This window comes from Streptococcus sp. DTU_2020_1000888_1_SI_GRL_NUU_041A, assembly GCF_032387735.1.
Classification (GTDB): domain Bacteria; phylum Bacillota; class Bacilli; order Lactobacillales; family Streptococcaceae; genus Streptococcus; species Streptococcus sanguinis.
In genome coordinates, this window is record NZ_CP135591.1 from 1,725,389 (window position 1) to 1,749,690 (window position 24,302).

The following is a 24,302-nucleotide window of genomic DNA, read 5'->3' on the forward strand; positions in this document are numbered from 1 at the left end:
GCCTTAGAAAGTTCATTCTTTTAATAAAAAAGAGAGTTCTTCAAGGAACTCTCTTGCTAATCTATCAAGCTTTCTCTGACAAACGGAGCTTGCCCATACAGCGTCCGCAACGGTATTTTTGAAGATTGACTATACGTCTACGACGGATAAGTGCTCCGCAGCTCAGGCATTCATAGACGAGAAAAGATTGCGAGTTGGACAACGCGGGAGCGTAGCGCAGACCATCAACTTTCTTGAGCAGTTCTTTAAAATCTCTATCCCCATGGCGGTATCCTTTACCCTGATAATAGAGGTGATAGTGAGCCAGCTCATGGCGGACAATTTTTCGAAAGATCTCCAGCCCAAAAGTTTCATAGATTTTTGGGTTGAAATCTAGATGACCATCTTTTGGAAAGAAGCGTCCTCCTGTAGTGCGGAGGCGCTTGTTCCAATAAGCTTGGTGGCGGAATTCCCAGCCAAAATCCTCAACCGAAACCTGCTTGACATAGTTAGTTAGATTCATTTGGTGCTATCAGAGAGAGGTTAACCTTCTCCCGCTCCACATCCAATTTATCCACCCAGACTGTGACTAAGTCGCCAACAGATAGGACCTGACTAGGATGCTTGATATAGTCTGTGCTCAGCTTAGAGATATGAATAAGACCGTCTTCGTGGATACCGATATCCACAAAGGCTCCGAAATCGACGACATTCCGGACGACTCCTTCTAGCTTTTGACCGATGCGCAGATCCTTGATATCCAAGACATCCTGCCTCAGAACTGGCGCGTCAAAGGAATCACGTAAATCTCGGCCAGGTTTGAGCAGATCAGCAATAATATCTTTGAGGGTTTCTTCTCCCAAGCCTAGCTCTGCAGCCAAACTAGCAGTCTGCACTGCTTTTAATTTGGCTTGTGCTGCTTCATCCAAACTGCTGATTTCCAGACGCTTAAAGAGCTCCTCCACTGCCTTATAAGACTCTGGGTGGACGCCTGTATTATCCAGCAAGTTATCACTTTCGGGAATACGCAGGAAGCCGGCTGCTTGTTCAAAAGCCTTTGCACCCAGACGCGGCACTTTCTTGATGGCCTCGCGAGACCGAATCAAGCCTTCTGTTTCGCGGTATTTGACAATATTTTCTGAGATAGTCTTATTGAGACCAGCTACGTGGGCCAGCAGGGCAGGACTTGCGGTGTTGATATTGACTCCGACTTGGTTGACCACTGTATCAACGACAAAGTCCAGACTTTCAGACAGTTTTTTCTGGCTGACATCATGCTGGTACTGACCAACCCCAATAGACTTAGGATCAATCTTAACCGACTCTGCTAAAGGATCTTGCAGGCGGCGGGCAATGGAAATAGCTGAGCGCTTTTCAACAGTCAAATCTGGAAACTCATGACGAGCCAGTTCACTAGCAGAGTAGACAGATGCTCCGCTCTCATTGACGATGACATAGCTGACATTTGGATGGGATTTCAAAACTTCTGCTACAAAGGCTTCGCTTTCTCGGCTGGCCGTTCCATTTCCGATGGCAATGATTTCCACGCCAAACTGCTCAATCAGCTCTGACAACTCTTTCTTAGATGCTTCAATCTGAGCTGGCTTTGCTGGTGGCACGGGATAGATGACATGAGTCGTCAGCATCTTACCTGTTGCATCCACAACAGCCAGCTTGGCTCCTGTCCGAAAGGCTGGATCAAAGCCCAGTACTACGCGACCTTTGAGAGGAGCAATTAGGAGGAGATGGCGGAGGTTATCTGAGAAGAGCTGAATCGCACCATCCTCAGCAGCCTCAGTCAGCTCGGTCCGAATACGGCGCTCCATAGCTGGAATGATTTTCTTTTTGACCGCTTGCTGAACTGCTTCAATAATATAGGTATTTTTCACCTTGAAACGTACTTCAAAGAAGCGCAGAATTTTCTCAAGATTGTGCTCAAAACCAACCTTGAGAATACCTAGCTTCTCACCACGATTAAGAGCAAGGGTCCGGTAGCCTTGCATGGTCGCTACTTTTTCAGAAAAATCATAATAAATTTGGAAGATCTGCTTTTCATCCAAATCACCGTCTTTGAGACTGGATATGATAGAAGAATTGGTCTGTATCTCGTGGTAGGTCCAAGCCCGCAGCTTAGTATCTTCGGAAATTGCTTCAGTCAGAATATCCACTGCTCCAGCTAGAGCAGCTTCTGCTGTTGGAAAGGCTTCACTAGTCAGTTTCTCTGCTTCTTCCTGCAAGTTAGCCGCATCCTGTAGGATGAAGCGAGCCAAAGGAAAGAGACCTGCTTCACGAGCAATTGTAGCCTTGGTACGGCGTTTCTCCTTATAAGGCAGATAAAGTTCTTCCACATCAGCCAGCTTTTCAGCAGCCTCAATCTCAGAGCGCAACGCATCCGTTAGTTTTCCCTGCTCCTCAATCTTAGCTAAGACCGTCGCTTTACGCTCTGCCAAGGTAGTCATGCTCTTATCTAGGTCAATGATTGCCTTAATCTCTACCTCATCCAGATTTCCTGTCATTTCCTTACGGTAACGAGCAATAAAAGGAATCGTATTTCCCTCAGCGGTCAGATCTAGGACCTGTGATACTTGGCTTTCTTTAAGGCCCAATTTCTGGGCAATTTTTTCAATATTTATATTTTTCATAACAATACTATTATATCACAAGTGCTTTGAAAGATAGGCAGTTTTAGAACTATTTAGTACTATTTGTACAAAAAAATTTAGGGTAAATCAGTGACAAGAAGTCGCTTATGTTTCAAAATTTCATTTTTTGATAATTGGTAGTATAATAGAATTATTATTTTAGAAATGAGGTGCCTTTATGGCTGTTAAATTTACTAGATCAGACGATTTGGACAAGATGTTCGAGGAGTTTGCGACCCTGCCCAAGATAGAAAAGGTAGAGTTCCCTGAGGAAGACAAGAAAAAATCTAAAAACGAGAAGGATAAGAAAGAATGAGCTTCTTCTCTCAGCTACCGGCCAGTGTCCTGCAAGCCGGTGCCATTTTTCTCTCCATTATCATTGAGGCCCTGCCTTTTGTCTTGATTGGAAGTATCATTTCTGGCTTTATCGAGGTGTATGTCACGCCAGACAAGGTTTATCGTTTCCTGCCCAAGAACAAATGGGCTCGGATTTTCTTTGGGAGCTTTATTGGTTTTGTCTTCCCCTCTTGCGAGTGCGGAATCGTCCCTATTATCAATCGGTTTCTTGAAAAGAAAGTTCCCAGTTACACGGCTGTGCCTTTTCTGGTAACGGCTCCAGTCATCAACCCCATCGTGCTCTTTGCGACCTACTCAGCCTTTGGTAATTCCTTCCGAATGGCTCTGCTTCGTGCTTTAGGTTCTATGGTCGTGGCTATTCTTTTAGGGATTTTTCTGGGCTTCTTTGCAGATAGCAATATCCAAAAAGAAAATCGCAAGGCTGTTCATGAGCATGACTTTTCACATTTCAGCAAGGGACAAAAGCTTTTTCAAGTCTTCGTTCAGGCCATTGATGAATTTTTCGATACAGGCCGCTACCTGGTCTTTGGCTGTCTCTTCGCCAGCCTGGTACAAGTCTATGTGCCAACCAGAATCCTGACCTCTATCAGCTCAACACCAGCTGTTGCTATTCTCCTGCTCATGCTGCTGTCCTTCCTGCTCTCACTTTGCAGCGAAGCTGATGCTTTCATCGGGAGCTCCTTGATTGCTAGCTTCGGCCTATCGCCAGTCTTAGCTTTCTTGGTCATTGGGCCTATGCTAGATGTCAAGAATCTGCTAATGATGAAAAACTACTTTAAGACACGCTTTATCTGGCAATTTATCAGCCTGGTTACCGTCGTCGTCTTTCTTTACTCTTGGCTTGTGGGGGTGGTGCTATGATTCGATTTCTAATCTTAGTCGGCTACTTTGAGATCACCATGTATCTGCAGCTGACGGGCAAGCTCAACCAATATATCAATCTCCACTATTCCTATTTGGCCTACTTGTCTATGCTTCTGTCTTTTGTCTTGGCAGTCGTGCAGCTCATCATCTGGATGAAGAAGATGGAGGTCCACAGTCATTTAAATACTCGCTGGGCCAAGTTAGGCAGCGTGATGCTCCTTGTCATTCCGCTTTTTGTGGGAATTTTCTTTCCAACTGTTACCTTGGATTCGACAACAGTTTCGGCCAAAGGATTTCATTTTCCACTAGCTGAGGGAACTTCAACTGCTATTCAGCAGGACGAAGGCACTACCAGTCAATACCTGAAGCCTGACACTAGCACCTACTTTACCAAAGGAGCTTACGAAAAAGAAATGCGGGCAGCCGCCAAGAAATATGTCAAGCAAGATACCATTCAGGTCACAACTGAGAACTACATGGAAATCATGGAGGTCATCTATGATTATCCCGACGAGTTTGTAGGCAAAACGCTGGAGTTCACCGGCTTTGTCTACAATGACCCCAGCGACCAGAAGAGCCAATTTCTCTTTCGTTTCGGTATTATCCATTGTATCGCCGACTCAGGTGTCTATGGACTCTTGACGACTGGAAATACTCAGCATTTCGAGAATAATACCTGGATTCATGCCAAGGGAAAAATTACCATGCATTACCATAAAAGTCTGGGACAAAGCCTGCCAACTCTAGAAGTTGAAAGCTTTGATAAGGTAGAAAAACCGGACAATCCTTACGTTTATCGGGTATTTGAATAAAGAAAACGAGGCTGGCACAATCGTGTCTTAGCCTCATTTTTTATCTTTGAATATGTTTCAAGCAGCGGTCTATTTCTTACTATTTATCTCCCTTTTCAGAAACCGAATTTCTGAATACAATCTTTAGAAAAATTGTGATAAAATAGAGACATCATTTAGAAAATAGGTATCAGGATGTCTTCAAAAGTTATTGTAACAATTTTCGGAGCCAGCGGTGACTTGGCCAAAAGAAAACTCTATCCATCCCTCTTCAGGCTCTATAAGTCTGGCAATCTATCCAAGCATTTTGCAGTCATTGGAACAGCACGCCGGCCTTGGAGCAAGGAGTATTTTGAGTCTGTCGTTGTCGAAGCAATCGCTGATTTAGCTGACAGCCCCGAGCAAGCCCAAGAATTTGCCAGTCACTTCTACTATCAAAGTCATGATGTGCAGGATACCGAGCACTACATTGAGCTGCGCAAGCTTCAAAATCGACTCAATGAGCAATACCAAGCTGAGCACAATAAACTCTTCTTCCTGTCCATGGCTCCGCAATTTTTCGGTACCATTGCCAAACACCTCAAGTCTGAAAATATCGTAGATGGCAAAGGATTTGAACGTCTGATTGTCGAAAAACCTTTCGGAACAGACTTGGCAACTGCCAGCCAACTTAATGAAGAACTCTTGGCGGCCTTTGATGAAGAGCAGATTTTCCGTATTGACCATTACCTAGGCAAGGAAATGATTCAGAGCATCTTCGCTATCCGCTTTGCCAATCTTCTCTTTGAAAACATCTGGAATCGTGACTACATTGACAATGTCCAGATTACTTTTGCTGAAAAGCTAGGTGTCGAAGAACGTGGCGGCTACTATGACCAGTCCGGTGCTCTACGGGATATGGTGCAGAATCATACCTTACAGCTCCTGTCACTCTTAGCTATGGACAAGCCGAAAAGCTTCAGCAAAGAGGACATTCGGGCAGAGAAAGTCAAAGTTTTTGAACGCTTGGTACAGCCCGATAAAGAAGACTTGAAACGCTTCTTTATCCGCGGTCAGTATAAGTCAGGCACGGTCAAAGGCAAGAAATACATCTCCTACCGAAGCGAGCCTAATGTTAATCCTGACTCCATGACCGAGACTTTTGCTTCAGGAGCTTTCTTCGTAAATAGCGAGCGTTTCCGTGATGTTCCATTTTTCTTCCGAACTGGTAAACGCCTCACTGAAAAAGGCACTCTTGTCAATATTGTCTTTAAGCAGATGGAGTCTATCTTTGGTGAGGAGTTAGCACCAAATGTTCTGACCATTCATATCCAACCGACTGAGGGCTTCTCTCTCAGCATGAATGGCAAAGAGGTCGGCGAGCGCTTCAGCTTGGCTCCTCTCTCTCTGGACTATCGAACAGACGCAACAGCTAGCGGTGCTTCCCCTGATCCTTACGAAAAATTAATCTTTGACGTCCTTAACAATGACTCAACTAACTTCAGCCACTGGGATGAAGTCCGCTCCAGCTGGGAGCTGATCGATCAGATTGAAGAGCTCTGGCGTAGCAACGAAGTGCCTCTTCATGAGTATCCTGTCGGTTCTATGGGACCAGATGCTTCCTTTGAACTCCTTAGAGAATTTGGAGCTGACTGGCAGTGGTCTCCAAAAAAATAAGATTTAAAAATTGTTCATAAAAAACCAGTACTCGTACTGGTTTTTTGTTTTATACCAAGCCTTCAAGCAGGCCTTTCATAAAGTTCTCTGAGTTAAACTCACCGATATCATCAATCTTTTCTCCAAAGCCAATCAGCTTCACTGGAATATCCAATTCCTGACGAATGGCTAGCACAACCCCACCTCGAGCAGTTCCATCAATCTTCGTCAGTACAATTCCTGTGACTGGGGTGATTTTAGAAAATTCCTTGGCCTGAACCAGAGCATTCTGACCAGTTGAAGCATCGAGAGCTAGGAAAGTTTCATGTGGCGCTTCTGGATCTACCCGCTTAATAATGCGGCCAATTTTCTCCAGCTCCGCCATGAGGTTGTCCTTATTTTGCAGGCGACCAGCCGTGTCAATCATAAGAACATCAACCTGCTCTGCCTGAGCACGCTCCATTCCGTCATAAACCACGCTGGCAGGGTCGCTCTTCTCAGGCCCCGTTACTACTGGAACATCTACGCGCCGGCCCCATTCAGCCAGCTGAGCCACTGCTCCAGCTCGGAATGTATCTGCTGCTACCAACATGACTTTCTTGCCTTGTTGTTTGTACTTATAGGCTAGTTTACCGATAGAGGTCGTTTTACCGACTCCGTTGACTCCAACAAAGAGCATGACAGTCAGACCATTTTGGAAATTGATTTTTTCATTAAAGCGGCCATCTTTCTCATAAATGTCCACCAATTTTTCAATAATCAGCTGGCGTAGAGCAGCCGGTTTTTTAGCATTTTCCAGACGGGCTTCATAGCGTAGTTCCTCAGTCAGACTGGAAGCCACTTGAACTCCTACATCACTAGTGATGAGCAGCTCTTCCAAGTCTTCGAAGAACTCTTCATCTACCGAGCGGAAATTAGCAAAGAAGGCATTAAGCCGTGCTCCAAATCCTGTCCGAGTCTTCTTTAGGCTGCGGTCATATTTTTCCTGAGTGGATTCCTCTTGAGGAAGTTCAGCAGACTCTTCTGTAGCTGCTGCTTCTGATTCTTCACCAACATCAGCTGCTTGAACGACCTGTTCTGATTCTGTTAGTGACTCAGTTTCTGTTTCTGGCTCGAACTCATTATTTGAATCAGTTATCACCTCGTCATAAGAAGCTGCTTCATGCTCGGTATGAGATGATGCTTCATCCGAAAGATCCGTTTGTTCAACAAGTTCTTCTACCGCTTCGTCACTGCTCTCAGCATGATGCTCTTCTAGAGTTTCTTCAGTCTGACTTGCTCCTTGAGCCACTTCTTGATTTTCTGCAATAATTTCTCTTTCATGCTCTGGCTCCTTGCTTTCTTCTTGGATGGCTTGAGATGCTAGCTCTTCAACATCAGCCAAACCATCTTTTGTATCCGAAATTTGATCATCAACTTGCTGCTCGTCCTGATAGGACTGAACAGCTTCCGCTTCAAGATTTTCTCCTGCTTCTGGAACAGGTGCTGTTTCTTCTTCAATCTCGCCAATATTTTCCAATGCTTCCTTGACAACTTCTTCAATTGGCGGTTCTTGTTTTTTTCGGCCGAAAAGGCGGTCAAATAATCCCATCGGCTAATCCTCCTTTAGTACATATTCTTCAATAGCCCAAGCCACTGCATCCTCATCATTGGTCATAGGTGTCACCACATTGGCTGCTTCCTTGACGATGGTTACTGCATTTTGCATGGCCACTCCTAAACCAGCCCACTCAATCATAGACAGATCATTGGCTTCATCACCACAGGCCATGACCTGACTTCTCTCAATGCCTAAATGGGCAATCAGTTTCTCCAAACCATTAGCCTTATGGACATTTTTAGGGGACCACTCCAGCAGCATTTCTCTAGATTTAAAAATCTCATAGCGCTCAAATAATTCCGGTGAAATTTGCTCAATAGCCGCATCCAGTGGTTCTTGAGCATAAGCAGTGACACATTTATTGTAAGTCTGCTGGCTGGATAAGTCGCTGAAATCAACAGGCTCAAAGGTCAGAGCAGGATTGAACTGAGCATAAAGCGAATCTTGATCGGATTGAATCTGATAGACAAGTCCTTCGCAGATAGCATCAAGCGGGATATGGAGCTTGTCAGCCTCCTCATAAATCCGGACTACATCATCATAAGAAAAGACTGTTTTATCGAGGATTTCTCCAGTGTTGCGCTGAACAAGACCACCATTAAAAGTAATGGTGTACTCATCCTCTCGACCGTCTGTTCCCAGCTCATGCAGGAAAAAGTCCATGGCCTTAAGGGGACGACCAGTAGTCAGAACTACCTTAACTCCCTTATCCTGAGCTGCTTTTAGAGCTGCCAAATTGCGGTCAGAAATCTTCTTGTCTGAAGTCAGGAGAGTTCCATCCAAGTCCAGAGCAATCAGTTTTATATCTGCCATTATAATCCCTCCATGTAAGTGATAACCGACTGAGCATCATGGTGGCCGATGACTTCCTTGGCCACTTCTAAAATCTCAGGGCGAGCATTTTCAGTCGCAATCGGATAGCCAGCCACCTGCATCATGTGCAAATCATTGAGATTATCACCAAAGACCATAACCTGAAAAAGATCTATGTCTAGCTTCTTGGCCAACTCGACAATGGCAACCCCCTTATCCACATGGTCCAGAACGATGTCAATCGACTTGTAGCCAGTTGTCATGGCCTTGACTCCGTCGATATTCTCATTGACCCAAGCTTCACCAGCTGCGACTTGGTCCTCAGCAAAATTGGTCGTAAACTTGAAAATATCATCATCGATATCAGCAAGGCTAGCTACTTTTTGAATATTTTCATTATAATGAGCACTGAAGGAAAGATAGGTCGGATCCACAGTCTCCAAGACATAACAGGCACGTTTACCTGTCAAAAGCAGCTCACTGACATTGACATAGGGAGATTCCTGCAGCTTGTCAAAAACTTTAAGATAAAAGTCCCGTGGCATGGTTGCTTCATAGAGATCCTCACCGTGAAATTCCACTAAACTACCGTTTTCAGCAATAAAAATAATCTCATTGCGCACTTCCTCAAACAGCTTTTCCAGCGACAAGAGGCCGCGCCCGCTGGCTACGGCAAAATACATGCCTTTTTCTTTGAAGCGAGCCAAAACTTGCTTGAGACGGTCCATATCAAACTGACCTTTACTGTCTAAAAAGGTGCCGTCCATATCCGTTGCTACTAATTTTATACTCATTTTACATACTTTCTAAATCTTTTAACTTGACCGAGACAATCTTGGAAACGCCAGACTCCTGCATGGTAACTCCGTAAATAGAGTCTGCAGCTGACATGGTTCCCTTACGGTGAGTGACCACGATGAACTGGCTGTCCTTGTCAAAGCGATTGAGATAATCCCCAAAGCGTTTAACATTCGCCTCGTCCAGCGCTGCTTCCACCTCATCCAAGATGACAAAAGGAATGGTCTTAACGCGGATGATAGAGAAGAGCAGAGCTAAAGCCGACAAGGCCTTCTCGCCACCGCTCATCAGATTAAGCGACTGGATCTTCTTGCCTGGTGGCTGCACAGAGATTTCTACACCAGCCGTCAGCAAGTCTCCCTCCGTCAATATCAGGTCTGCAGAACCACCGCCAAACATCTGTCGGAAAGTCACCTTGAAGCTTTCACGAATGGCTTCAAAGGTTGATTTAAAGCGTTCCTTGACTTCATCATTCATCTCTTCAATCGTTTCTAAGAGCAGATTTTTGGCTGATAGAACGTCGTCTCGTTGCTCGTTGAGGAAGTTCAAACGATTGCTGACTTCTTCAAACTGCTCAACTGCTTCCAGATTGACTGGACCTAAAGCTCGAATGGCTTTTTCCAAATCCTTCACCTGGCTTTCAGCAGCTGGCAAACTTTCTAACGGACGAGCCTGGCTGCTTGCTTCTTCGAAACTCATCTGATAGTCATCTGTCAGATTGCTTGCCAGACGGCGCATGACATCCATGAGCTTATCCTTTTCTGCCTCTGCCTTGGCTTGCCGACGAATCAATTCTTCATTTTGATGGCGGGCTTGCTCCAAACGACTGGCAATATCGTCAGACTGACCTTCTAAATCTTCAATCTCAAATTTCAGACGAATCAGTCTTTGATCCAGCTCAGTCTTTTCTTGCTTGGCGGTCTCTAATTGCTCTTCCAGGATTGTAATATCCACCTTTTGCAGGCTGGACTGCTCCTTTTGCTCCATCAAGAGCTCCAAGGTCGCCTGCTCTTTTGCAAGGCTGGCTTTTTCCTCGGACAGACGTTCCAAGTCATTCTTTTCAAAGCGTTGATTGGAGGTCAGCTCTGTTCGCTGGAGCTTGAGTTCAGCTAAACGAGAGGAAAGTTTGTCGAAACGAGCCTGAACTGCATCTTTGTTCGACTTAACCTGCTCTATTTCTGCAGTGATGTCCGTTTTTTCTTGCTCAACCTCGGTCAAGCGGGTCTGCAGTCGGTCTTTCTCTTCTGAAATATCCAAAGCAGATTGATCAGCCAACTCCTGTTCTTGTAGATTTTTCAGACTTGTGAGCTCTTCTACGCGCTTGGCTAACTGTTCATAGGCTAGATTAGCCTTTTGCTCAGCCAAGCGAGCCTGCTCACCATCTGTTTTGATTTGTTCCAATACCTGCTTAGCCTGACTCAGCTGGTTTTGCAGAATTTGTACTGCTTCTTCCTGCTCTTTCAAGCTGACATTTTTCTGCTTAATCTCCTCAAGCAGAGCATCTAGCTCCGGCTTGATAAAGATGGTATTGTTATTGCGGTTGGCACCACCGGCATAGGAACCGCCAGTCCGAAGCTCTGTTCCATCCAAAGTCACCATGCGAACCTGATAGCGCACTTGGCGAGCTGCTGCTCGGGCATGCTCCACTGTATCAAAAATAGCGGTCGTCCCCAGCAGATTTTGAAAAATGCTGTCTAACGATGACTCATAGCTGACCAAGGAAGAAGCCAGCCCCAGAAAACCAGCACTTTTTTCAATTGTAGCACGGTTATAGTCAGGCAGCTGACGCGGCTTGATGGTTGTTAAAGGCAGGAAGGTTGCCCGGCCAGCCCGATTTTTCTTCAGAAATTCGATAGCCCGAGTCGCAGCCGCCTCATCTTCCACGATGATATTCTGACTGCTGGCTCCCAACGCAATTTCCAGCGCAGTCTGATAGTGGGGGTCAAAGCTGAGTTTTTCGCTAACTGCTCCAACAATGCCACCTAGACGGCCAGCTTCCTGCAGCACACTCTTAACCCCAGCATAGAAATTGCTGTGATTTTTAAGAATGGCCTCCAAGCTATTGGAACGTGCCTGCTTGTTTTTGAGGTCGTCCAAAAGATCAAACATCTTAGTCTGCTGCTGCTTATAGTCAGCCTCCAGCTTCTCTACTAACTGTATCTGACTTTGGTAGTCAGCCAGTAGATTCTTGAGAGCTTGGCGAGCAACTTCCAACTCCTCCAAACCAGCTTGCTCCTGCGCCTGACTAGCCTCCAAATCAGCCTGCAGCTTAGCATAGTCAGCTTTCTTGCTCTCAGCCAATTTAAGCTCACTAGCCAGCTGACTCTCCAGAGATGTCAAGTCATTAGAAAGATTTGCCTCTTCCTGCATGAGCTTGACATACTGCTCACGCAGATGTTCAATCAGCTGGTCTGGATCATCTGAAAAGTCTGCTAATTCTGCTTCCAAAGCAGCGATAGACTGCTCATTGTCACTCAGTTTGGCAGCTATTTGGCTCAATTCAGCCTGCTTGTCTTCTATGTTGCTTTCTATCTGAGCCAGTTTTTCTGACAGAGCAGCCAAGCGCTCTTCATTTTCCCGGCGGCTCGTCGCTGCCTGGCTGGACTCCAGCTTAGAGAGGTCAATCTGCCGCTCCAAATCACTGATTAAGCGGGTCAATTCCAGCAAACTAGCTTGATCATCAGACAAAGTTTGATTGAGCTCATGGCGCTTGGCCTTCAAGGTTTGGTTTTCAACTTCCAGCTCATCGCGCTTGCTGTAGTAGGCTGCCAGCTCCTGCTGGATATTCCTTAAATCTTCTTCAGACTGGGTCAACTTTTCCTTGTTAGCTGTCAGCTGAGCTACCAAAACATCCAAGTAAAGCTCTCGGCGCTGGCCATCCAGACTCAAGAAACGCTTAGCAGTTTCAGCCTGCTTCTCCAAGGGCTTGACCTGGCTCTCCAGCTCGTAGATAATGTCTTCCAGACGGTCCAGATTATCCTGAGTTTGACTAAGCTTGCTTTCCGTTTCCTTACGACGTGTCTTATACTTAAGCACTCCAGCAGCTTCTTCAAAAATTGCCCGGCGTTCCTCCGGCTTGCTGTTGAAGATTTCCTCGACCTTCCCTTGGGAAATGATGGAGAAGGAATCTCGTCCCAGCCCAGTATCCATGAAGAGATCGTGGATATCGCGCAGACGGACTTTTTTGCCGTCAATCTTATACTCACTATCACCGCTGCGGTAAATGTGACGCTCCACCCGAATCTCATTGGCAGCATCCTTGATAAATTGGTCACTGTTGTCCAGAACCACTACCACGGATGCGTAATTAAGTGGCTTGCGGGTTTCTGTTCCCGCAAAAATCACATCGGGCATCTTGCCGCCCCGCAGACTTTTCACACTGGACTCTCCCAAGGCCCAGCGCAGGCTCTCTGTAATGTTGGACTTGCCGGAACCGTTTGGCCCAACAACCGCTGTCACTCCCTGATCAAAGACAACTTTAGTCTTATCAGCAAACGACTTGAAGCCCTGAATTTCAATTTCCTTTAAAAACATGAAGAACTTTCCTTTTCAAATGCGTTTTTAGCAGCTTCCTGCTCGGCCAGCTTTTTAGAACGCCCCTGGCCTTGACCGGACTTGCGGCCATTGATGAGAACAGCCACCTCGAAATTTTTGGCATGAGCCGGCCCTGTCTCAGACACGACCTGATAGGCAATTTCCACATCACCATTAATCTGCAGCAACTCTTGCAGCTTGGTCTTATAGTCCGTCACCCGCTCAAAATCTCCCGCTTCCACCTTGGGAATCATGACTTGGTAGAGAAAGCTTTTGACTGCTTCCACACCCTTATCTAAGAGCAAAGCGCCTAAAAAGGCCTCAAACAAATCTCCTAAAATCGTATCACGATTCCGGCCACCAGACTTCTCCTCTCCACGTCCCAGCTTGATAAACTGATCAAACTGACAATCTCGGGCAAAGCCTGCCAAGCTCTCCTCCCGAACAATCATGGAACGCAGCTTAGACAGGTCTCCCTCTGGCCTCTTAGGATACTTGGTATAAAGATACTCCGAAATAATCAGTTGCAGAACAGCGTCTCCTAAAAATTCCAAGCGTTCATTGTGTGAAATTTTTAAGAGGCGGTGCTCATTGGCATAGCTCGTATGGGTAAAAGCCGTTTCCAACAAGGTCTCGTCAGAGAAAACCAAGTCAAACTGCTCCAGCAATGCTTTTTTCAAATTTTCCATTACTATTTTATATCATGCTGGCTTCAGTCAGATAAGCAGCATGATACCTTTTCCTTTCCAAAGATATACAGTCTCTATTATAACAAAAAACAGGCGCAAACGCACCTGCTGACAGTGATTTCTATTCCTTATCCGGAATTACTTTAAACAAATAATAGGTGATAAAAATGGTCAGACCCAACAGTCCAATCTTAACCCAAATAATAGGCGCTAGAAAAATGGAAATCCCCATCAAGATATAGATGGAAACGATGATCTTTTTTTTACGCTCCTTGGCAATCGTTCCCGTCTCTCGAAAATCTGCCACGTAGGTCTGATACATCTTGGTATGATAGAGCCAATTCTCAAAGCGCTTGGAACTGCGCGAAAAGCAGGCGATGGACAAGAGAAGAAATGGTGTCGTCGGCAGGAGAGGCAGAAAAATCCCCAAAACTCCTAACCCTAAAGATAATAGACCTACCACAAAGTAAATTGGCCGCATACAAGCTCCTTTGCAAAATAAAACCGTTGCTTTTTAAATCTTTAATGGATACCGCACTAGAGCAAGAGAACCAAACCTTTCGGTCTGGTGTTTAAATACTCGTCAAAGGTGTTGCGGTATCAGGCGAGGTATCATAGACCTGGAAATCATGGCCGACTGCCATATCGGCTTGAGCCAGTTGATTGACCATGGTCATGTGAGCCAATTCCTTGATATTATTTTCCTTACTGAGATGCCCCAGATAGATTCGCTTGGTGCGATTACCCAGAGTCCGAATCATGGTCTCTGCTCCATCTTCATTGGACAGGTGACCCATATCCGACAGAATTCGCTGCTTGAGACTCCAAGGATAGGCGCCGCTGCGAAGAATTTCAATATCATGGTTGCTCTCAATCAAGTACCCGTCGGCATTTTCGATAATCCCAGCCATCCGGTCACTGACATAGCCCGTATCCGTAAGCATGACAAAGCTTTTGTCATCTTTCATGAAGCGGTAAAACTGTGGACAGGCTGCGTCATGGCTGACACCAAAGCTCTCCACATCCAAGTCTCCAAAGGTCTTGGTCTTGCCCAATTCAAAGATATGCTTTTGACTAGCATCCAGCTTCCCCAAGTCCTTTTCCATAGCCTTCCAAGTAGCCTCATTAGCATAAATATCCAGATGATACTTGCGGGCCAACACTCCAACGCCATGAATGTGGTCCTTGTGCTCATGAGTCACTAAAATAGCATCCAAATCCTCAGGCTTGCGGCCAATTTCGCCCAGCAAGCTCGTAATTTTCTTGCCTGATAAGCCAGCGTCAACCAGAATCCGCTTTTGGTCTGTTTCCAGATAGAAACAATTACCGCTTGATCCTGACGCCAGAATACTGTATTGAAATCCTTTAGTCATGTTTACTTTCTATATATCTTCATTATCCCAGTCGTCATCCCGGACGCCATCATTCTCATAAGGCAAGACAATGGTAAAGGTCGAGCCCACACCATACTCACTCTTAGCCCAGATAAAGCCCTGATGCTGCTTGATAATTTCCTTGGCAATAGCCAGCCCCAGACCCGTTCCGCCCTGTGCGCGGCTGCGTGCCTTGTCCACTCGATAAAAGCGATCAAAAATCTTAGGCAAGTCCTGCTTGGGAATTCCTAGTCCCTCGTCTGCAATAGAGAGAATCAACTGCTCATCCGTTGTCTTGATGGAAACAGTAATGGTTCCACCATCCGGCGAATACTTGATGGCATTGTTCATGATATTATCAATGACCTGGGTCAGCTTATCTGTATCAATCTCTACCCAGATCGGTGTTATAGGATAATCACGGATAATCTCATATTTCTTAGTTTCGTCTTGATTTTTTATCTTGTCAAAGCGATTGAGGATAAAGGTAATAAAGGCCGTGAAGTTCGTCAACTCCACTTCCAGATGGCTGGTCTCATTATCAATACGGGACAGACTAAGCAAGTCCGTCACCATCCGCATCATGCGGTTGGTTTCATTGAGCGATACCTTGACAAAGTCCGGTGCTACTGGCTCAGACAAAGCTCCCTCATCCAGGGCTTCCAGATAGGACTTAACACTGGTCAGCGGAGTCCGCAACTCATGGCTGACGTTGGAGACAAAGAGGCGACGCTCCCGCTCTTCCTTATCCTGCTCTGTCGTATCATGCAAGACAGCTACCAAACCAGAAATAAAGCCCGACTCCCGCCTTACCAAGGCAAAGCGAACCCGCAAACTCAAGTACTCACCATTTTCATCCTGAGAATCAATCGTCAGCTCAGGAACATTGGTAATCAGGTCCCGCAAATCATACTCGTCTGAAATCGAAAGCAGATCCAAAATACTCATATTTTGGACCTCATCTCTCTTAACTCCCAACTGCTTGGTTGCCATATCGTTGATAGTGATAATCTGCCCCCGGCGGTTAGTCGCAAGCACGCCATCTGTCATATAGGACAGGATACTGGAAAGGCGTTTTGTTTCTTGCTCAAGGTTTTCATGTGTCAGTCGAATGACCTCTGAAAGATCATTGATACTGTTGGTCATATCTGTGATTTCTGGACTCCCTTGCATGTCCAGCACTTCAGAATAGTCACCTGCAATCAAATCTTTAACCTTTTGATTAAGCTGTACAAGCTTTTGATTATCCCGGCGATTTTCCAATAAAAGCAAGGCAACAACTACAATGAAGCCGATAATAATGATTGCAAAGACAAAATCCGCAGAAATCACAAATTGTTTAATTGCTTCAATCATTATTTCTCATATAATAGCCAACTCCGCGGCGAGTCAAGATATACTCAGGTCGGCTTGGCGTATCTTCAATCTTTTCACGCAGGCGGCGAATGGTCACATCCACTGTACGGACATCGCCAAAATAGTCATAGCCCCATACTGTTTCCAGCAAGTGCTCACGTGTCATCACCTGACCGATATGTGTCGCCAAATGGTGAAGCAATTCAAACTCGCGGTGAGTCAACTCCAGCTCCTTGCCATGCTTCTTAGCAACAAAAGCATCTGGCAAAATCTGCAGTTCCCCAATGGTCAGCTCGTTCGGGCCACTTTCTTCTACTTGGTTTTCCACAACAAGGTCTGCCCGACGAAGAAGTGCCTTGACACGCGCCTGCAGCTCACGATTTGAGAAAGGCTTAGTCACATAGTCATCTGCACCGATTTCAAGGCCGATAACCTTGTCAAACTCACTGTCCTTAGCAGACAATACAATAATCGGAACATTGCTGGTCTTACGAATAGTCCGAGCCACTTCCAATCCATCCACTTCTGGCAGCATCAAGTCCAAAATCAAGATATCTGGCTGTTCTGCTTCAAACATTTCCAAGGCTTCCTTACCATCAAAAGCAGTCAAAACCTCATAGCCTTCCTTGGCCATATTAAACTTAATAATATCTGAGATTGGCTTCTCATCATCTACAACTAATATTTTCTTCATATGTTCACCTTAACATAAGATTGGGATTGAATCAACTCCATGATAGAAAAGTTGTGACATAGTCAGCTAAGTCGTCCTGCATCAACACGTGCAAAAGGCAATCTAGTTTGCCTAGCTAGACTCCCAATCCAATTTTATTTATTTATCTAGTCTTATTATACCAAAGTTTTCTTAAAAAACACTAATTCAAGCCATTTTTATTCCACATTTGTAGAAAATGGACAATTCTCATCTAAAAAATTTTTTTCCTAAATGGAAATACTCATTTTTATTCAATTTGACAGTTTATTTATTCTATGGTAAAATCTATGTCATATTATCTAACACAAAGGAGAAAGATATGGCTTTAGTTGAATTTAAAAATGTCGAAAAGTATTACGGAGACTACCATGCTCTGCGCAATATCAATCTCAGTTTTGAAAAAGGGCAAGTAGTTGTACTGCTGGGACCATCCGGCTCAGGAAAATCTACTCTTATCCGTACAATCAACGCTTTAGAAGACATTGACCAGGGAAGCTTAATTGTCAATGGCCACGAGGTCACGAACACTGCTGCCAAAGATTTGGTCAACTTACGCAAAGAAGTCGGAATGGTCTTTCAACATTTTAATCTTTACCCCCACAAAACGGTGTTAGAAAATGTTACCTTGGCGCCTATTAAAGTTCTAGGAATGGATAAACAAGAAGCTAACAAAATCGCTCAAAAATATCTAGAATTTGTCAACATGTGGGACAAGAAAGACTCTTACCCAGGCATGTTATCCGGTGGACAAAAGCAAAGGATTGCCATTGCCCGCGGTTTAGCCATGCATCCTGAGCTCCTGCTCTTTGATGAACCGACTTCTGCCCTTGACCCTGAGACAATCGGGGATGTTCTGGCTGTTATGCAAAAACTAGCCAAAGACGGCATGAATATGATTGTGGTCACACACGAGATGGGATTTGCCCGTGAGGTAGCTGACCGCATTATCTTCATGGCAGATGGCGAGGTGCTAGTAGATACTACTGATGTTGATGCTTTCTTTGACAATCCTACCGAACCTCGTGCTAAGCAGTTTCTCAGTAAAATTATCAACCATGAGAGTGATAATGTGCTTTCTTAAAAAGGAGAAGACCTATGAAACTACAAAAAATACTCATTATCCTACTCTTACTCCTTCTGACTCTTGGCTTAATCAATGCCGCTCCCGCACAAGCCGATTCCAGTACCAGCCAACAGGTCAAGGCCATCCAGAAACGCGGAGTCCTCAATGTCGGTGTCAAGCAGGATGTACCTAACTTTGGTTACCTCAATCCTGATAGCAATACTTACAGCGGCTTAGAAATCGATATTGCAAAGAAGATTGCTAAGGAACTAGGCGTCAAAATCAACTACGTCCCAGTTACTGCACAAACCCGCGGACCACTTCTGGACAACGGACAAGTTGACATGGTCATTGCGACCTTTACCATCACAGATGAGCGTAAGGAAATCTATAATTTCACAACCCCTTACTACACTGATGCTTCTGGTTTTCTAGTTAATAAATCCAGCAAAATTACAGACGTTAAGGACTTGAATAATAAGACTATCGGCGTCGTCCAGGGCTCTATTACTCAAACCTTACTGGAAGAAATCGCCCAAGAGAAAAAACTCAACTTCAAATATGTGGAGTTAGGCTCTTACCCTGAACTTGCTGTTTCCTTGCGAGCTCACCGTATTGATGCCATTTCTGTTGACAAGTCTATCCTGACTGGCTATGTAAGCTCCAAGTCAAACATTCTGGATTACAGCTTCAAAAAAGCCGATTATGGTGTAGTAACAAAAAAATCCAATACTCAATTGAATGACTATGTAGATAGCCTAATTTCTAAATGGAAGGAAGACGGCAGTCTGCAGAAACTTTATGACAAATATAATTTAAAACCATCTGCTTCAACAGATGATTAGAAAGGAGACCCTATGAGTTTTAGTATTTCTTCTTGGCAGGCCTACTTTGCGGACTTTGGCAAGTTTTTCCAAGGATTCCTCTTTACCTTAGCTATTTCTATCGGTGCCCTGACCTTGGCTCTTCTACTAGGGATTTTCTTTGGAGCTATCAGCACAGGTAAGCATAAAGTTCTACGTGGTCTAGCTCGTGTTTTTGTTGAGTTTTATCAGAACACACCACTCTTAGTGCAATTTGTAATTGTCTTTTACGGTCTTCCGCTAGTCAGCAATTACACCATCATGCCCTCAATCTATTGGACTGCGGTTCTCTGTGTGGGACTGTACCACGGTGCTTATATCGCCGAAGTTATCCGATCAGGTATCCAGTCCATTCCTCGCGGGCAGACAGAAGCTGCACTATCTCAGGGCTTTACCTATGTCGAAACCATGCGATACATCATCCTGCCTCAAGCTTTTCGGATTATCCTGCCACCGCTAATCAATCAGGTCGTCAATCTGATAAAAAATACATCTACCGTCGCTATTATCTCTGGTATGGATCTGATGTTCGTGACCAAGTCCTGGTCTGCTCTGAACTCCAACTACATCCCAGCCTTTGCCGGAGCTGCTCTGCTCTACTTCCTCCTTTGCTTCCCAATCGCTAGCTGGGGACGTAAGGTAGAGGAAGCCAATAAACAAGCTTACAGCATCTAAGGAGGTCTCTATGGAAAATATTTTAAAAGTCTTAACCGCAAACAACCTCCTCTTTATCCTTAAGGGACTCTGGCTGACACTGCAAATTTCTTTCATTTCCATTGTTCTATCCACGATTTTTGGAACTATTCTAGCAGTCATGAGAAACGGAAAAAATAAACTGCTCAAACTGATTGCCAGCATTTATATCGAATTTGTCCGTAATGTACCCAATCTGCTCTGGATTTTCACTATCTTTTTAGTCTTTCAGATTAAGTCAACGCCAGCCGGTATCATCAGCTTCACTGTCTTTACTTCTGCTGCTTTGGCAGAAATTATCCGAGGCGGCCTCAATGCTATTGATCCAGGTCAGACTGAAGCTGGCTTATCTCAAGGATTTACTCAGTTTCAAATTCTGCGTTATATCATCCTACCTCAGGCTATTCGGAAAATGCTGCCAGCCATCATTTCTCAGTTTGTCACAGTGATTAAGGATACCAGCCTGCTCTATTCTGTTATTGCGCTCCAAGAACTCTTTGGTTCTGCTCAAATTCTAATGGGACGCTATTTTGAAGCTGAACAGGTCTTCGCACTCTACTTATTAGTAGCAGCCATCTATTTCCTGATTAACTTCGCCATTTCCAGCTTCTCGCGCAAGCTATCCCAACGCTGGGCCCAAGCTGCGGAATAGATAGCTCAAATACAGAACTACTTTCTAAAAGTTGAGTTTACCAACTCAGCTTTTTTATTTTTAATATTTGTGGTAGAATAATATCAAAGGATAGACAAGGAGAACGATATGAAAAAACTAACATGGCTTTTCATCACTTTCTTATCACTAATCTTTCTCAGCGCCTGCGGTCAGCACGCTAGCTTTCAAGGAAAATGGAAGGCTCAGAAAGCAAACGGCGAGGACATTGACATTGTCTTTAATGGCAAAACAGGCAAGCTAGGCGATAAAGAATTTCACTATAAGATAGATAAGTCAGGCTATCAAGATAACACCAAATATTACAGTATTACTGTCAGCGACACCTATCACTACACCATCCTTTTCCCAGATGATGATATGAAAATAGCTACTCTTCTAGAACCTGATGACCCGTCTAGCGACCCTCTCTATGGGGAAATGCTCTATGCCATGAACCGAAATGAGTATCCTGATTTTGATGATTATGTGAATAAATACTTGCATTAAAACTAGAAAGACCACTGATGTAATCAGCGGCCTTTTTATTACTCTTTTTTAAATAGTTTGTCAGCTAGAAAAACAGCATTTAGTACCCTAGGAAATCCAACGTAAGGGATGCACTGCAAAAAGCATTCTATAATCTTTTCGGGGGTTAAGCCAACATTTAAAGCCGCTTGAATATGTACTTCCAGCTGTGCTTCACAACCTCCCTGTGTCAAAAGGCTAGCAAGAGTGACGATTTCTCGCTCCTGTAGATTCAGTCCCTCACGACTATAGATATCACCAAAAGCAAATTCTACAATGTAGTCTCCTAGATCGGGAGCTATTTCTTTCAGAGAGGAAATGACCTTCTCACCGCCCTCACCATCAATCTGATTGAGTCTTTCTAATCCACGTTCAAATCGCTTATTTTTCATTTGCATTTACCTCCTTAAACGATTACAATGTCATTATAAATCTTAGACCATACTCTAAGTCAAGAAATCAAAGGAGGTTTTTTATGAAAATCGGTCTATTTGCCCAAAAAGTGAATTTATCAACGCATACGCTTCGATATTATGAGAAACGAGGATTGATTAAAGTTGATAGAGATCAAAGTGGTCAGCGTTTCTATGATGAGAACGATCTTGCTTGGGTTCAGTTTATCCAGCGTTTAAAAGATACGGGTATGCATTTGAAAGATATTCAGAGATATGCTGACTTACGCTACCAAGGTGATGGCAGCCTGAAAGAACGCTTAGAAATGCTGCAGAAGCACCGCAGCTTTGTTCAAGAACAAATTAAAAATTGGCAAATGTCACTTAAAAAATTAGATAATAAAATTGAATGGTATCAAGCAGAAATCAGGAATCTTCCTAAATAGTCTATAAACGAAACCCGAGCCAATTGCTCGGGTTTAATTGTTATCTAACAAATGCTACTTTTCAACGCGGGATTTGCTGGCAATGTCTGCTAAGATTTGCTCTACAAATTCGTCTACTGGTATTGTATGTGTTTCTTTTTGACCGTAGCGGCGGACATTAACAGTACCGTCTTCTACTTCCTTGTCACCAACGATGAGCTGATAAGGAATCTTGCTAGTTTGTGAAGCACGAATCTTGTACTGCATCTTTTCATTGCGCTCATCCACATCAGCACGTACACCCTTGTCGCGCAGCTTTTTAGCCACTTGCCAAGCATAGTCAATATGGGCTTCGTTAGAAACAGGAATCAAAGTCACTTGATGCGGAGCCAGCCAGGTCGGGAAGGCACCCTTGTAATTTTCAATCAAGATGGCTGTGAAGCGCTCCATGGTTGAGATAACTCCACGGTGAATCATAACTGGGCGATGCTCTTCACCGTCAGCTCCGACATACTTGAGGTCAAAACGCTCTGGCAAGAGGAAGTCCAGCTGGATAGTTGACAGAGTTTCTTCATTCCCTAGGGCTGTTTTGACCTGGATATCGAGTTTGGGACCGTAGAAGGCTGCTTCTCCTTCTGCCTCAAAGTAGTCCACGCCCATTTCATCAAGGGCTGCACGAAGCATGGTTTGGGCATTTTCCCACATCTCATCGTTGTCAAAGTACTTGTGAGTATCTTGAGGGTCACGAAGAGAGAGACGGAAACGATATTCTGTCAAGTTGAAGTCAGCGTAAACGTCGATAATCAACTGCAGCGCACGCTGGAATTCTTCTTGAATCTGTTCTGGCGTTACAAACAAGTGGCCATCATTCAAGGACATTTCACGTACACGTTGAAGACCAGTCAAAGCACCAGATTTTTCGTAGCGGTGCATCATGCCAATCTCAGCGATACGGATTGGCAACTCACGGTAAGAGTGAACATGGTGTTTGTAGACTTGGATGTGGTGAGGGCAGTTCATCGGACGCAAAACAAACTCTTCCCCATCACCCATATCCATGGTTGGGAACATATCTTCTTGGTAGTGCTCCCAGTGGCCAGAAGTCTTATAAAGCTCCACAGAAGCCAAAGGCGGAGTGTAGACGTGTTGGTAGCCGGAAGCCAACTCTTTATCAACGATGTAACGCTCCAACTCGCGACGGACAGTCGCACCATTTGGCAGCCAGAATGGCAAACCTTGACCCACTTCTTGAGAAATCATGAAGAGATCCAGCTCTTTCCCTAACTTACGGTGGTCGCGTTCTTTAGCTTCCTCCCGCATTTGCAGATATTTCTTCAGGTCTTTCTTGTCAAACCAAGCAGTACCATAGACCCGCTGCATCATAGCATTGTCGCTGTTCCCGCGCCAGTATGCTCCAGCCACGTTCAAGAGATGGAAGATTTGAATCCGACCTGTAGATGGAACGTGAGGCCCACGGCAGAGATCCACATATTCACCCTGACGGTAGATGGTCAAACCGCCCTCATCTTCTGAATGCTCTTCAATCAATTCCAACTTGTAAGGATCGTTTTTGAAAATTTCACGCGCCTCATCCTTAGTCACTTCCTCACGGATGGATGGGAAGTTTTCTTTGACGATTTTCTTCATTTCTTCTTCGATACGAGGCAGATCTTCATTTGAAATTTGCCCTGCTTCATTGTCCGTATCGTAGTAGAAACCATCCTGAATGGCAGGACCAACGCCCAAGTGAATATCTGGGAAAAGACGGCGAGCTGCTTGCGCAAACAAGTGGGCTGCAGAGTGACGCAAGATATCTAAAGCATCTTCGTGGTCAGGTGTCACGATTTCAATAGCACCATCTTCAGTGATAGCACGAGTCGTATCAATCAATTTGCCATTGAATTTACCAGCCAAAGCTTTTTTAGCTAGGGAATTGCTGATAGATTGAGCAATTTCAAAAGTTGTAACGCCAGATTCGAATTCACGAACAGCGCCATCTGGGAAAGTAATCTTAATCATGAGTTTTCTCCTTATCTATCATCCAAATATTTTAAGAATCTATTCTTTTATTGTAATAGTTGATTTCTAGGATTTCTTGTAGCTCAGTTTTATGCCAGCCTGCACCAATCATTACCTTATTAACATTAAATTCAAAACTCTGTTTATCATTCATCGAAAACTTAAGTTTATATCCCATGAACAAGCGCTTCTTAAATTGATATGCTTGGATATCTTCTGCTGAAAATTCTCCTACAATATCTCCTAATTTCCCCATAGGGGTAATAGAAATGATGTAGATTCCTGTCTCAGTAAAAACAATTAAAAAGTAGGCATTTGCAGTGCCTCCCAAACGCTGAGTTCCATAGACTGCATGCAGCGACTCAGCTATGCTAGAATCTAAGCCATGTTTCATTAAATAAGCCTTAATTTCTTCGAATTTGAATCCCATACAGATCTCCTTTATTCATTTTATTTTTTATAATATTGTAGCAAAGGAAAAGCCATCTCTCGCCACTCAAAAAGCAAGAAAAGAAAAATGAAAA

Annotated in this window: 24 protein-coding genes; 10 read left to right on the forward strand and 14 right to left on the reverse strand. The window is 44.4% G+C overall.

Annotation, left to right across the window (positions count from 1 at the left end; all coding sequences use genetic code 11):
• Nucleotides 1–64: 64 nt before the first annotated feature.
• Nucleotides 65–502 carry a SprT family protein gene (locus tag RSK81_RS08500; RefSeq protein WP_315686518.1) on the reverse strand — a complete coding sequence of 146 codons (438 nt, stop codon included), beginning with the start codon at nt 500–502 and terminating at the stop codon, nt 65–67.
• Complete coding sequence (locus tag RSK81_RS08505; RefSeq protein ID WP_247908406.1) at nt 489–2,621, reverse strand: Tex family protein; 2,133 nt, start codon at nt 2,619–2,621, stop codon at nt 489–491. The genes RSK81_RS08500 and RSK81_RS08505 overlap by 14 nt, the downstream gene beginning before the upstream one ends.
• 178 nt (nt 2,622–2,799) lie before the next feature.
• Here RSK81_RS08505 and RSK81_RS08510 point away from each other — a divergent pair, with 178 nt between their 5' ends.
• The 4 genes from RSK81_RS08510 (at nt 2,800) to zwf (ending at nt 6,289) form a co-directional block, all read left to right on the forward strand.
• Complete coding sequence (locus RSK81_RS08510; protein WP_002894961.1) at nt 2,800–2,937, forward strand: SPJ_0845 family protein; 138 nt, start codon at nt 2,800–2,802, stop codon at nt 2,935–2,937.
• Complete coding sequence (locus RSK81_RS08515) at nt 2,934–3,839, forward strand: permease (RefSeq protein ID WP_002923972.1); 906 nt, start codon at nt 2,934–2,936, stop codon at nt 3,837–3,839. Before RSK81_RS08510 ends, RSK81_RS08515 begins: the two co-directional genes overlap by 4 nt.
• Nucleotides 3,836–4,654, forward strand: coding sequence for a TIGR03943 family putative permease subunit (locus RSK81_RS08520; RefSeq protein WP_061595116.1), 819 nt, complete (start codon nt 3,836–3,838; stop codon nt 4,652–4,654). Before RSK81_RS08515 ends, RSK81_RS08520 begins: the two co-directional genes overlap by 4 nt.
• A 174-nt stretch (nt 4,655–4,828) precedes the next feature.
• Nucleotides 4,829–6,289: a glucose-6-phosphate dehydrogenase gene (zwf, locus tag RSK81_RS08525; RefSeq protein ID WP_002923968.1), complete on the forward strand. Its 1,461-nt coding sequence runs from the start codon at nt 4,829–4,831 to the stop codon at nt 6,287–6,289.
• Nucleotides 6,290–6,338: 49 nt separating this feature from the next.
• Here zwf and ftsY read toward each other — a convergent pair whose 3' ends face one another.
• The 9 genes from ftsY to yycF all read right to left on the reverse strand — a co-directional run bounded on the left by ftsY (nt 6,339) and on the right by yycF (nt 17,125).
• On the reverse strand, nt 6,339–7,859 hold the full coding sequence (gene ftsY / locus RSK81_RS08530) for a signal recognition particle-docking protein FtsY (RefSeq protein WP_061595115.1): 1,521 nt from the start codon (nt 7,857–7,859) through the stop codon (nt 6,339–6,341).
• Nucleotides 7,860–7,862: 3 nt separating this feature from the next.
• Nucleotides 7,863–8,681, reverse strand: coding sequence for a Cof-type HAD-IIB family hydrolase (locus tag RSK81_RS08535; RefSeq protein WP_061595114.1), 819 nt, complete (start codon nt 8,679–8,681; stop codon nt 7,863–7,865).
• Nucleotides 8,681–9,475, reverse strand: coding sequence for an HAD family hydrolase (locus RSK81_RS08540; protein WP_315686520.1), 795 nt, complete (start codon nt 9,473–9,475; stop codon nt 8,681–8,683). The genes RSK81_RS08535 and RSK81_RS08540 overlap by 1 nt, the downstream gene beginning before the upstream one ends.
• 1 nt (nt 9,476) lies before the next feature.
• The gene (gene smc / locus RSK81_RS08545) at nt 9,477–13,013 is read right to left on the reverse strand and encodes a chromosome segregation protein SMC (protein WP_315686521.1); all 3,537 of its coding nucleotides are present in this window, start codon (nt 13,011–13,013) and stop codon (nt 9,477–9,479) included.
• Nucleotides 13,004–13,702, reverse strand: a complete 699-nt coding sequence (gene rnc / locus RSK81_RS08550; RefSeq protein WP_002903151.1) for a ribonuclease III — start codon at nt 13,700–13,702, stop codon at nt 13,004–13,006. Before rnc ends, smc begins: the two co-directional genes overlap by 10 nt.
• A gap of 121 nt (nt 13,703–13,823) precedes the next feature.
• Entirely contained in the window at nt 13,824–14,183 is a 360-nt protein-coding gene (locus RSK81_RS08555; RefSeq protein ID WP_002906095.1) for a YbaN family protein, read from the reverse strand.
• A gap of 91 nt (nt 14,184–14,274) precedes the next feature.
• Nucleotides 14,275–15,075 carry an MBL fold metallo-hydrolase gene (locus tag RSK81_RS08560; RefSeq protein WP_002914756.1) on the reverse strand — a complete coding sequence of 267 codons (801 nt, stop codon included), beginning with the start codon at nt 15,073–15,075 and terminating at the stop codon, nt 14,275–14,277.
• 9 nt (nt 15,076–15,084) lie between these two features.
• The gene (vicK, locus tag RSK81_RS08565; protein WP_002894938.1) at nt 15,085–16,431 is read right to left on the reverse strand and encodes a cell wall metabolism sensor histidine kinase VicK; all 1,347 of its coding nucleotides are present in this window, start codon (nt 16,429–16,431) and stop codon (nt 15,085–15,087) included.
• The gene (gene yycF / locus RSK81_RS08570; protein WP_002894937.1) at nt 16,424–17,125 is read right to left on the reverse strand and encodes a response regulator YycF; all 702 of its coding nucleotides are present in this window, start codon (nt 17,123–17,125) and stop codon (nt 16,424–16,426) included. The genes vicK and yycF overlap by 8 nt, the downstream gene beginning before the upstream one ends.
• A gap of 340 nt (nt 17,126–17,465) precedes the next feature.
• Here yycF and RSK81_RS08575 point away from each other — a divergent pair, with 340 nt between their 5' ends.
• The 5 genes from RSK81_RS08575 to RSK81_RS08595 all read left to right on the forward strand — a co-directional run bounded on the left by RSK81_RS08575 (nt 17,466) and on the right by RSK81_RS08595 (nt 20,924).
• Nucleotides 17,466–18,227, forward strand: a complete 762-nt coding sequence (locus tag RSK81_RS08575) for an amino acid ABC transporter ATP-binding protein (protein WP_032913415.1) — start codon at nt 17,466–17,468, stop codon at nt 18,225–18,227.
• 14 nt (nt 18,228–18,241) lie between these two features.
• Nucleotides 18,242–19,054 carry a transporter substrate-binding domain-containing protein gene (locus RSK81_RS08580; RefSeq protein ID WP_002906091.1) on the forward strand — a complete coding sequence of 271 codons (813 nt, stop codon included), beginning with the start codon at nt 18,242–18,244 and terminating at the stop codon, nt 19,052–19,054.
• Between the two features lie 12 nt (nt 19,055–19,066).
• Nucleotides 19,067–19,747: an amino acid ABC transporter permease gene (locus RSK81_RS08585; RefSeq protein ID WP_002906090.1), complete on the forward strand. Its 681-nt coding sequence runs from the start codon at nt 19,067–19,069 to the stop codon at nt 19,745–19,747.
• A gap of 10 nt (nt 19,748–19,757) precedes the next feature.
• Nucleotides 19,758–20,417 (forward strand): amino acid ABC transporter permease, encoded by a 660-nt coding sequence (locus RSK81_RS08590; RefSeq protein ID WP_002912899.1) that lies wholly within the window; start codon nt 19,758–19,760, stop codon nt 20,415–20,417.
• Between the two features lie 108 nt (nt 20,418–20,525).
• Nucleotides 20,526–20,924 carry a hypothetical protein gene (locus tag RSK81_RS08595; protein WP_002897198.1) on the forward strand — a complete coding sequence of 133 codons (399 nt, stop codon included), beginning with the start codon at nt 20,526–20,528 and terminating at the stop codon, nt 20,922–20,924.
• Between the two features lie 38 nt (nt 20,925–20,962).
• On the opposite strand, the gene RSK81_RS08600 is transcribed toward RSK81_RS08595, so the two are convergent.
• The gene (locus RSK81_RS08600; RefSeq protein WP_002899930.1) at nt 20,963–21,340 is read right to left on the reverse strand and encodes a carboxymuconolactone decarboxylase family protein; all 378 of its coding nucleotides are present in this window, start codon (nt 21,338–21,340) and stop codon (nt 20,963–20,965) included.
• A 77-nt stretch (nt 21,341–21,417) separates the two neighbouring features.
• Between RSK81_RS08600 and RSK81_RS08605 the strand changes: the two genes are divergently transcribed.
• Nucleotides 21,418–21,780, forward strand: a complete 363-nt coding sequence (locus tag RSK81_RS08605; RefSeq protein WP_049553289.1) for a MerR family transcriptional regulator — start codon at nt 21,418–21,420, stop codon at nt 21,778–21,780.
• 54 nt (nt 21,781–21,834) lie between these two features.
• Here the strand turns inward: RSK81_RS08605 and thrS are convergent, their stop codons facing one another.
• Together thrS and RSK81_RS08615 are read right to left on the reverse strand one after the other, a co-directional pair.
• Entirely contained in the window at nt 21,835–23,778 is a 1,944-nt protein-coding gene (gene thrS, locus RSK81_RS08610) for a threonine--tRNA ligase (RefSeq protein ID WP_002923947.1), read from the reverse strand.
• 31 nt (nt 23,779–23,809) lie between these two features.
• Nucleotides 23,810–24,208, reverse strand: a complete 399-nt coding sequence (locus RSK81_RS08615; protein WP_048774242.1) for a hypothetical protein — start codon at nt 24,206–24,208, stop codon at nt 23,810–23,812.
• Between the last annotated feature and the right edge of the window lie 94 nt (nt 24,209–24,302).

Coding starts and splice junctions, on each gene's coding strand:
- RSK81_RS08500 (WP_315686518.1), bottom strand. CDS start 502: ATGAATCTAACTAACTATGTCAAGCAGGTTTCGGTTGAGGATTTTGGC.
- RSK81_RS08505 (WP_247908406.1), bottom strand. CDS start 2,621: ATGAAAAATATAAATATTGAAAAAATTGCCCAGAAATTGGGCCTTAAA.
- RSK81_RS08510 (WP_002894961.1), top strand. CDS start 2,800: ATGGCTGTTAAATTTACTAGATCAGACGATTTGGACAAGATGTTCGAG.
- RSK81_RS08515 (WP_002923972.1), top strand. CDS start 2,934: ATGAGCTTCTTCTCTCAGCTACCGGCCAGTGTCCTGCAAGCCGGTGCC.
- RSK81_RS08520 (WP_061595116.1), top strand. CDS start 3,836: ATGATTCGATTTCTAATCTTAGTCGGCTACTTTGAGATCACCATGTAT.
- zwf (WP_002923968.1), top strand. CDS start 4,829: ATGTCTTCAAAAGTTATTGTAACAATTTTCGGAGCCAGCGGTGACTTG.
- ftsY (WP_061595115.1), bottom strand. CDS start 7,859: ATGGGATTATTTGACCGCCTTTTCGGCCGAAAAAAACAAGAACCGCCA.
- RSK81_RS08535 (WP_061595114.1), bottom strand. CDS start 8,681: ATGGCAGATATAAAACTGATTGCTCTGGACTTGGATGGAACTCTCCTG.
- RSK81_RS08540 (WP_315686520.1), bottom strand. CDS start 9,475: ATGAGTATAAAATTAGTAGCAACGGATATGGACGGCACCTTTTTAGAC.
- smc (WP_315686521.1), bottom strand. CDS start 13,013: ATGTTTTTAAAGGAAATTGAAATTCAGGGCTTCAAGTCGTTTGCTGAT.
- rnc (WP_002903151.1), bottom strand. CDS start 13,702: ATGGAAAATTTGAAAAAAGCATTGCTGGAGCAGTTTGACTTGGTTTTC.
- RSK81_RS08555 (WP_002906095.1), bottom strand. CDS start 14,183: ATGCGGCCAATTTACTTTGTGGTAGGTCTATTATCTTTAGGGTTAGGA.
- RSK81_RS08560 (WP_002914756.1), bottom strand. CDS start 15,075: ATGACTAAAGGATTTCAATACAGTATTCTGGCGTCAGGATCAAGCGGT.
- vicK (WP_002894938.1), bottom strand. CDS start 16,431: ATGATTGAAGCAATTAAACAATTTGTGATTTCTGCGGATTTTGTCTTT.
- yycF (WP_002894937.1), bottom strand. CDS start 17,125: ATGAAGAAAATATTAGTTGTAGATGATGAGAAGCCAATCTCAGATATT.
- RSK81_RS08575 (WP_032913415.1), top strand. CDS start 17,466: ATGGCTTTAGTTGAATTTAAAAATGTCGAAAAGTATTACGGAGACTAC.
- RSK81_RS08580 (WP_002906091.1), top strand. CDS start 18,242: ATGAAACTACAAAAAATACTCATTATCCTACTCTTACTCCTTCTGACT.
- RSK81_RS08585 (WP_002906090.1), top strand. CDS start 19,067: ATGAGTTTTAGTATTTCTTCTTGGCAGGCCTACTTTGCGGACTTTGGC.
- RSK81_RS08590 (WP_002912899.1), top strand. CDS start 19,758: ATGGAAAATATTTTAAAAGTCTTAACCGCAAACAACCTCCTCTTTATC.
- RSK81_RS08595 (WP_002897198.1), top strand. CDS start 20,526: ATGAAAAAACTAACATGGCTTTTCATCACTTTCTTATCACTAATCTTT.
- RSK81_RS08600 (WP_002899930.1), bottom strand. CDS start 21,340: ATGCAAATGAAAAATAAGCGATTTGAACGTGGATTAGAAAGACTCAAT.
- RSK81_RS08605 (WP_049553289.1), top strand. CDS start 21,418: ATGAAAATCGGTCTATTTGCCCAAAAAGTGAATTTATCAACGCATACG.
- thrS (WP_002923947.1), bottom strand. CDS start 23,778: ATGATTAAGATTACTTTCCCAGATGGCGCTGTTCGTGAATTCGAATCT.
- RSK81_RS08615 (WP_048774242.1), bottom strand. CDS start 24,208: ATGGGATTCAAATTCGAAGAAATTAAGGCTTATTTAATGAAACATGGC.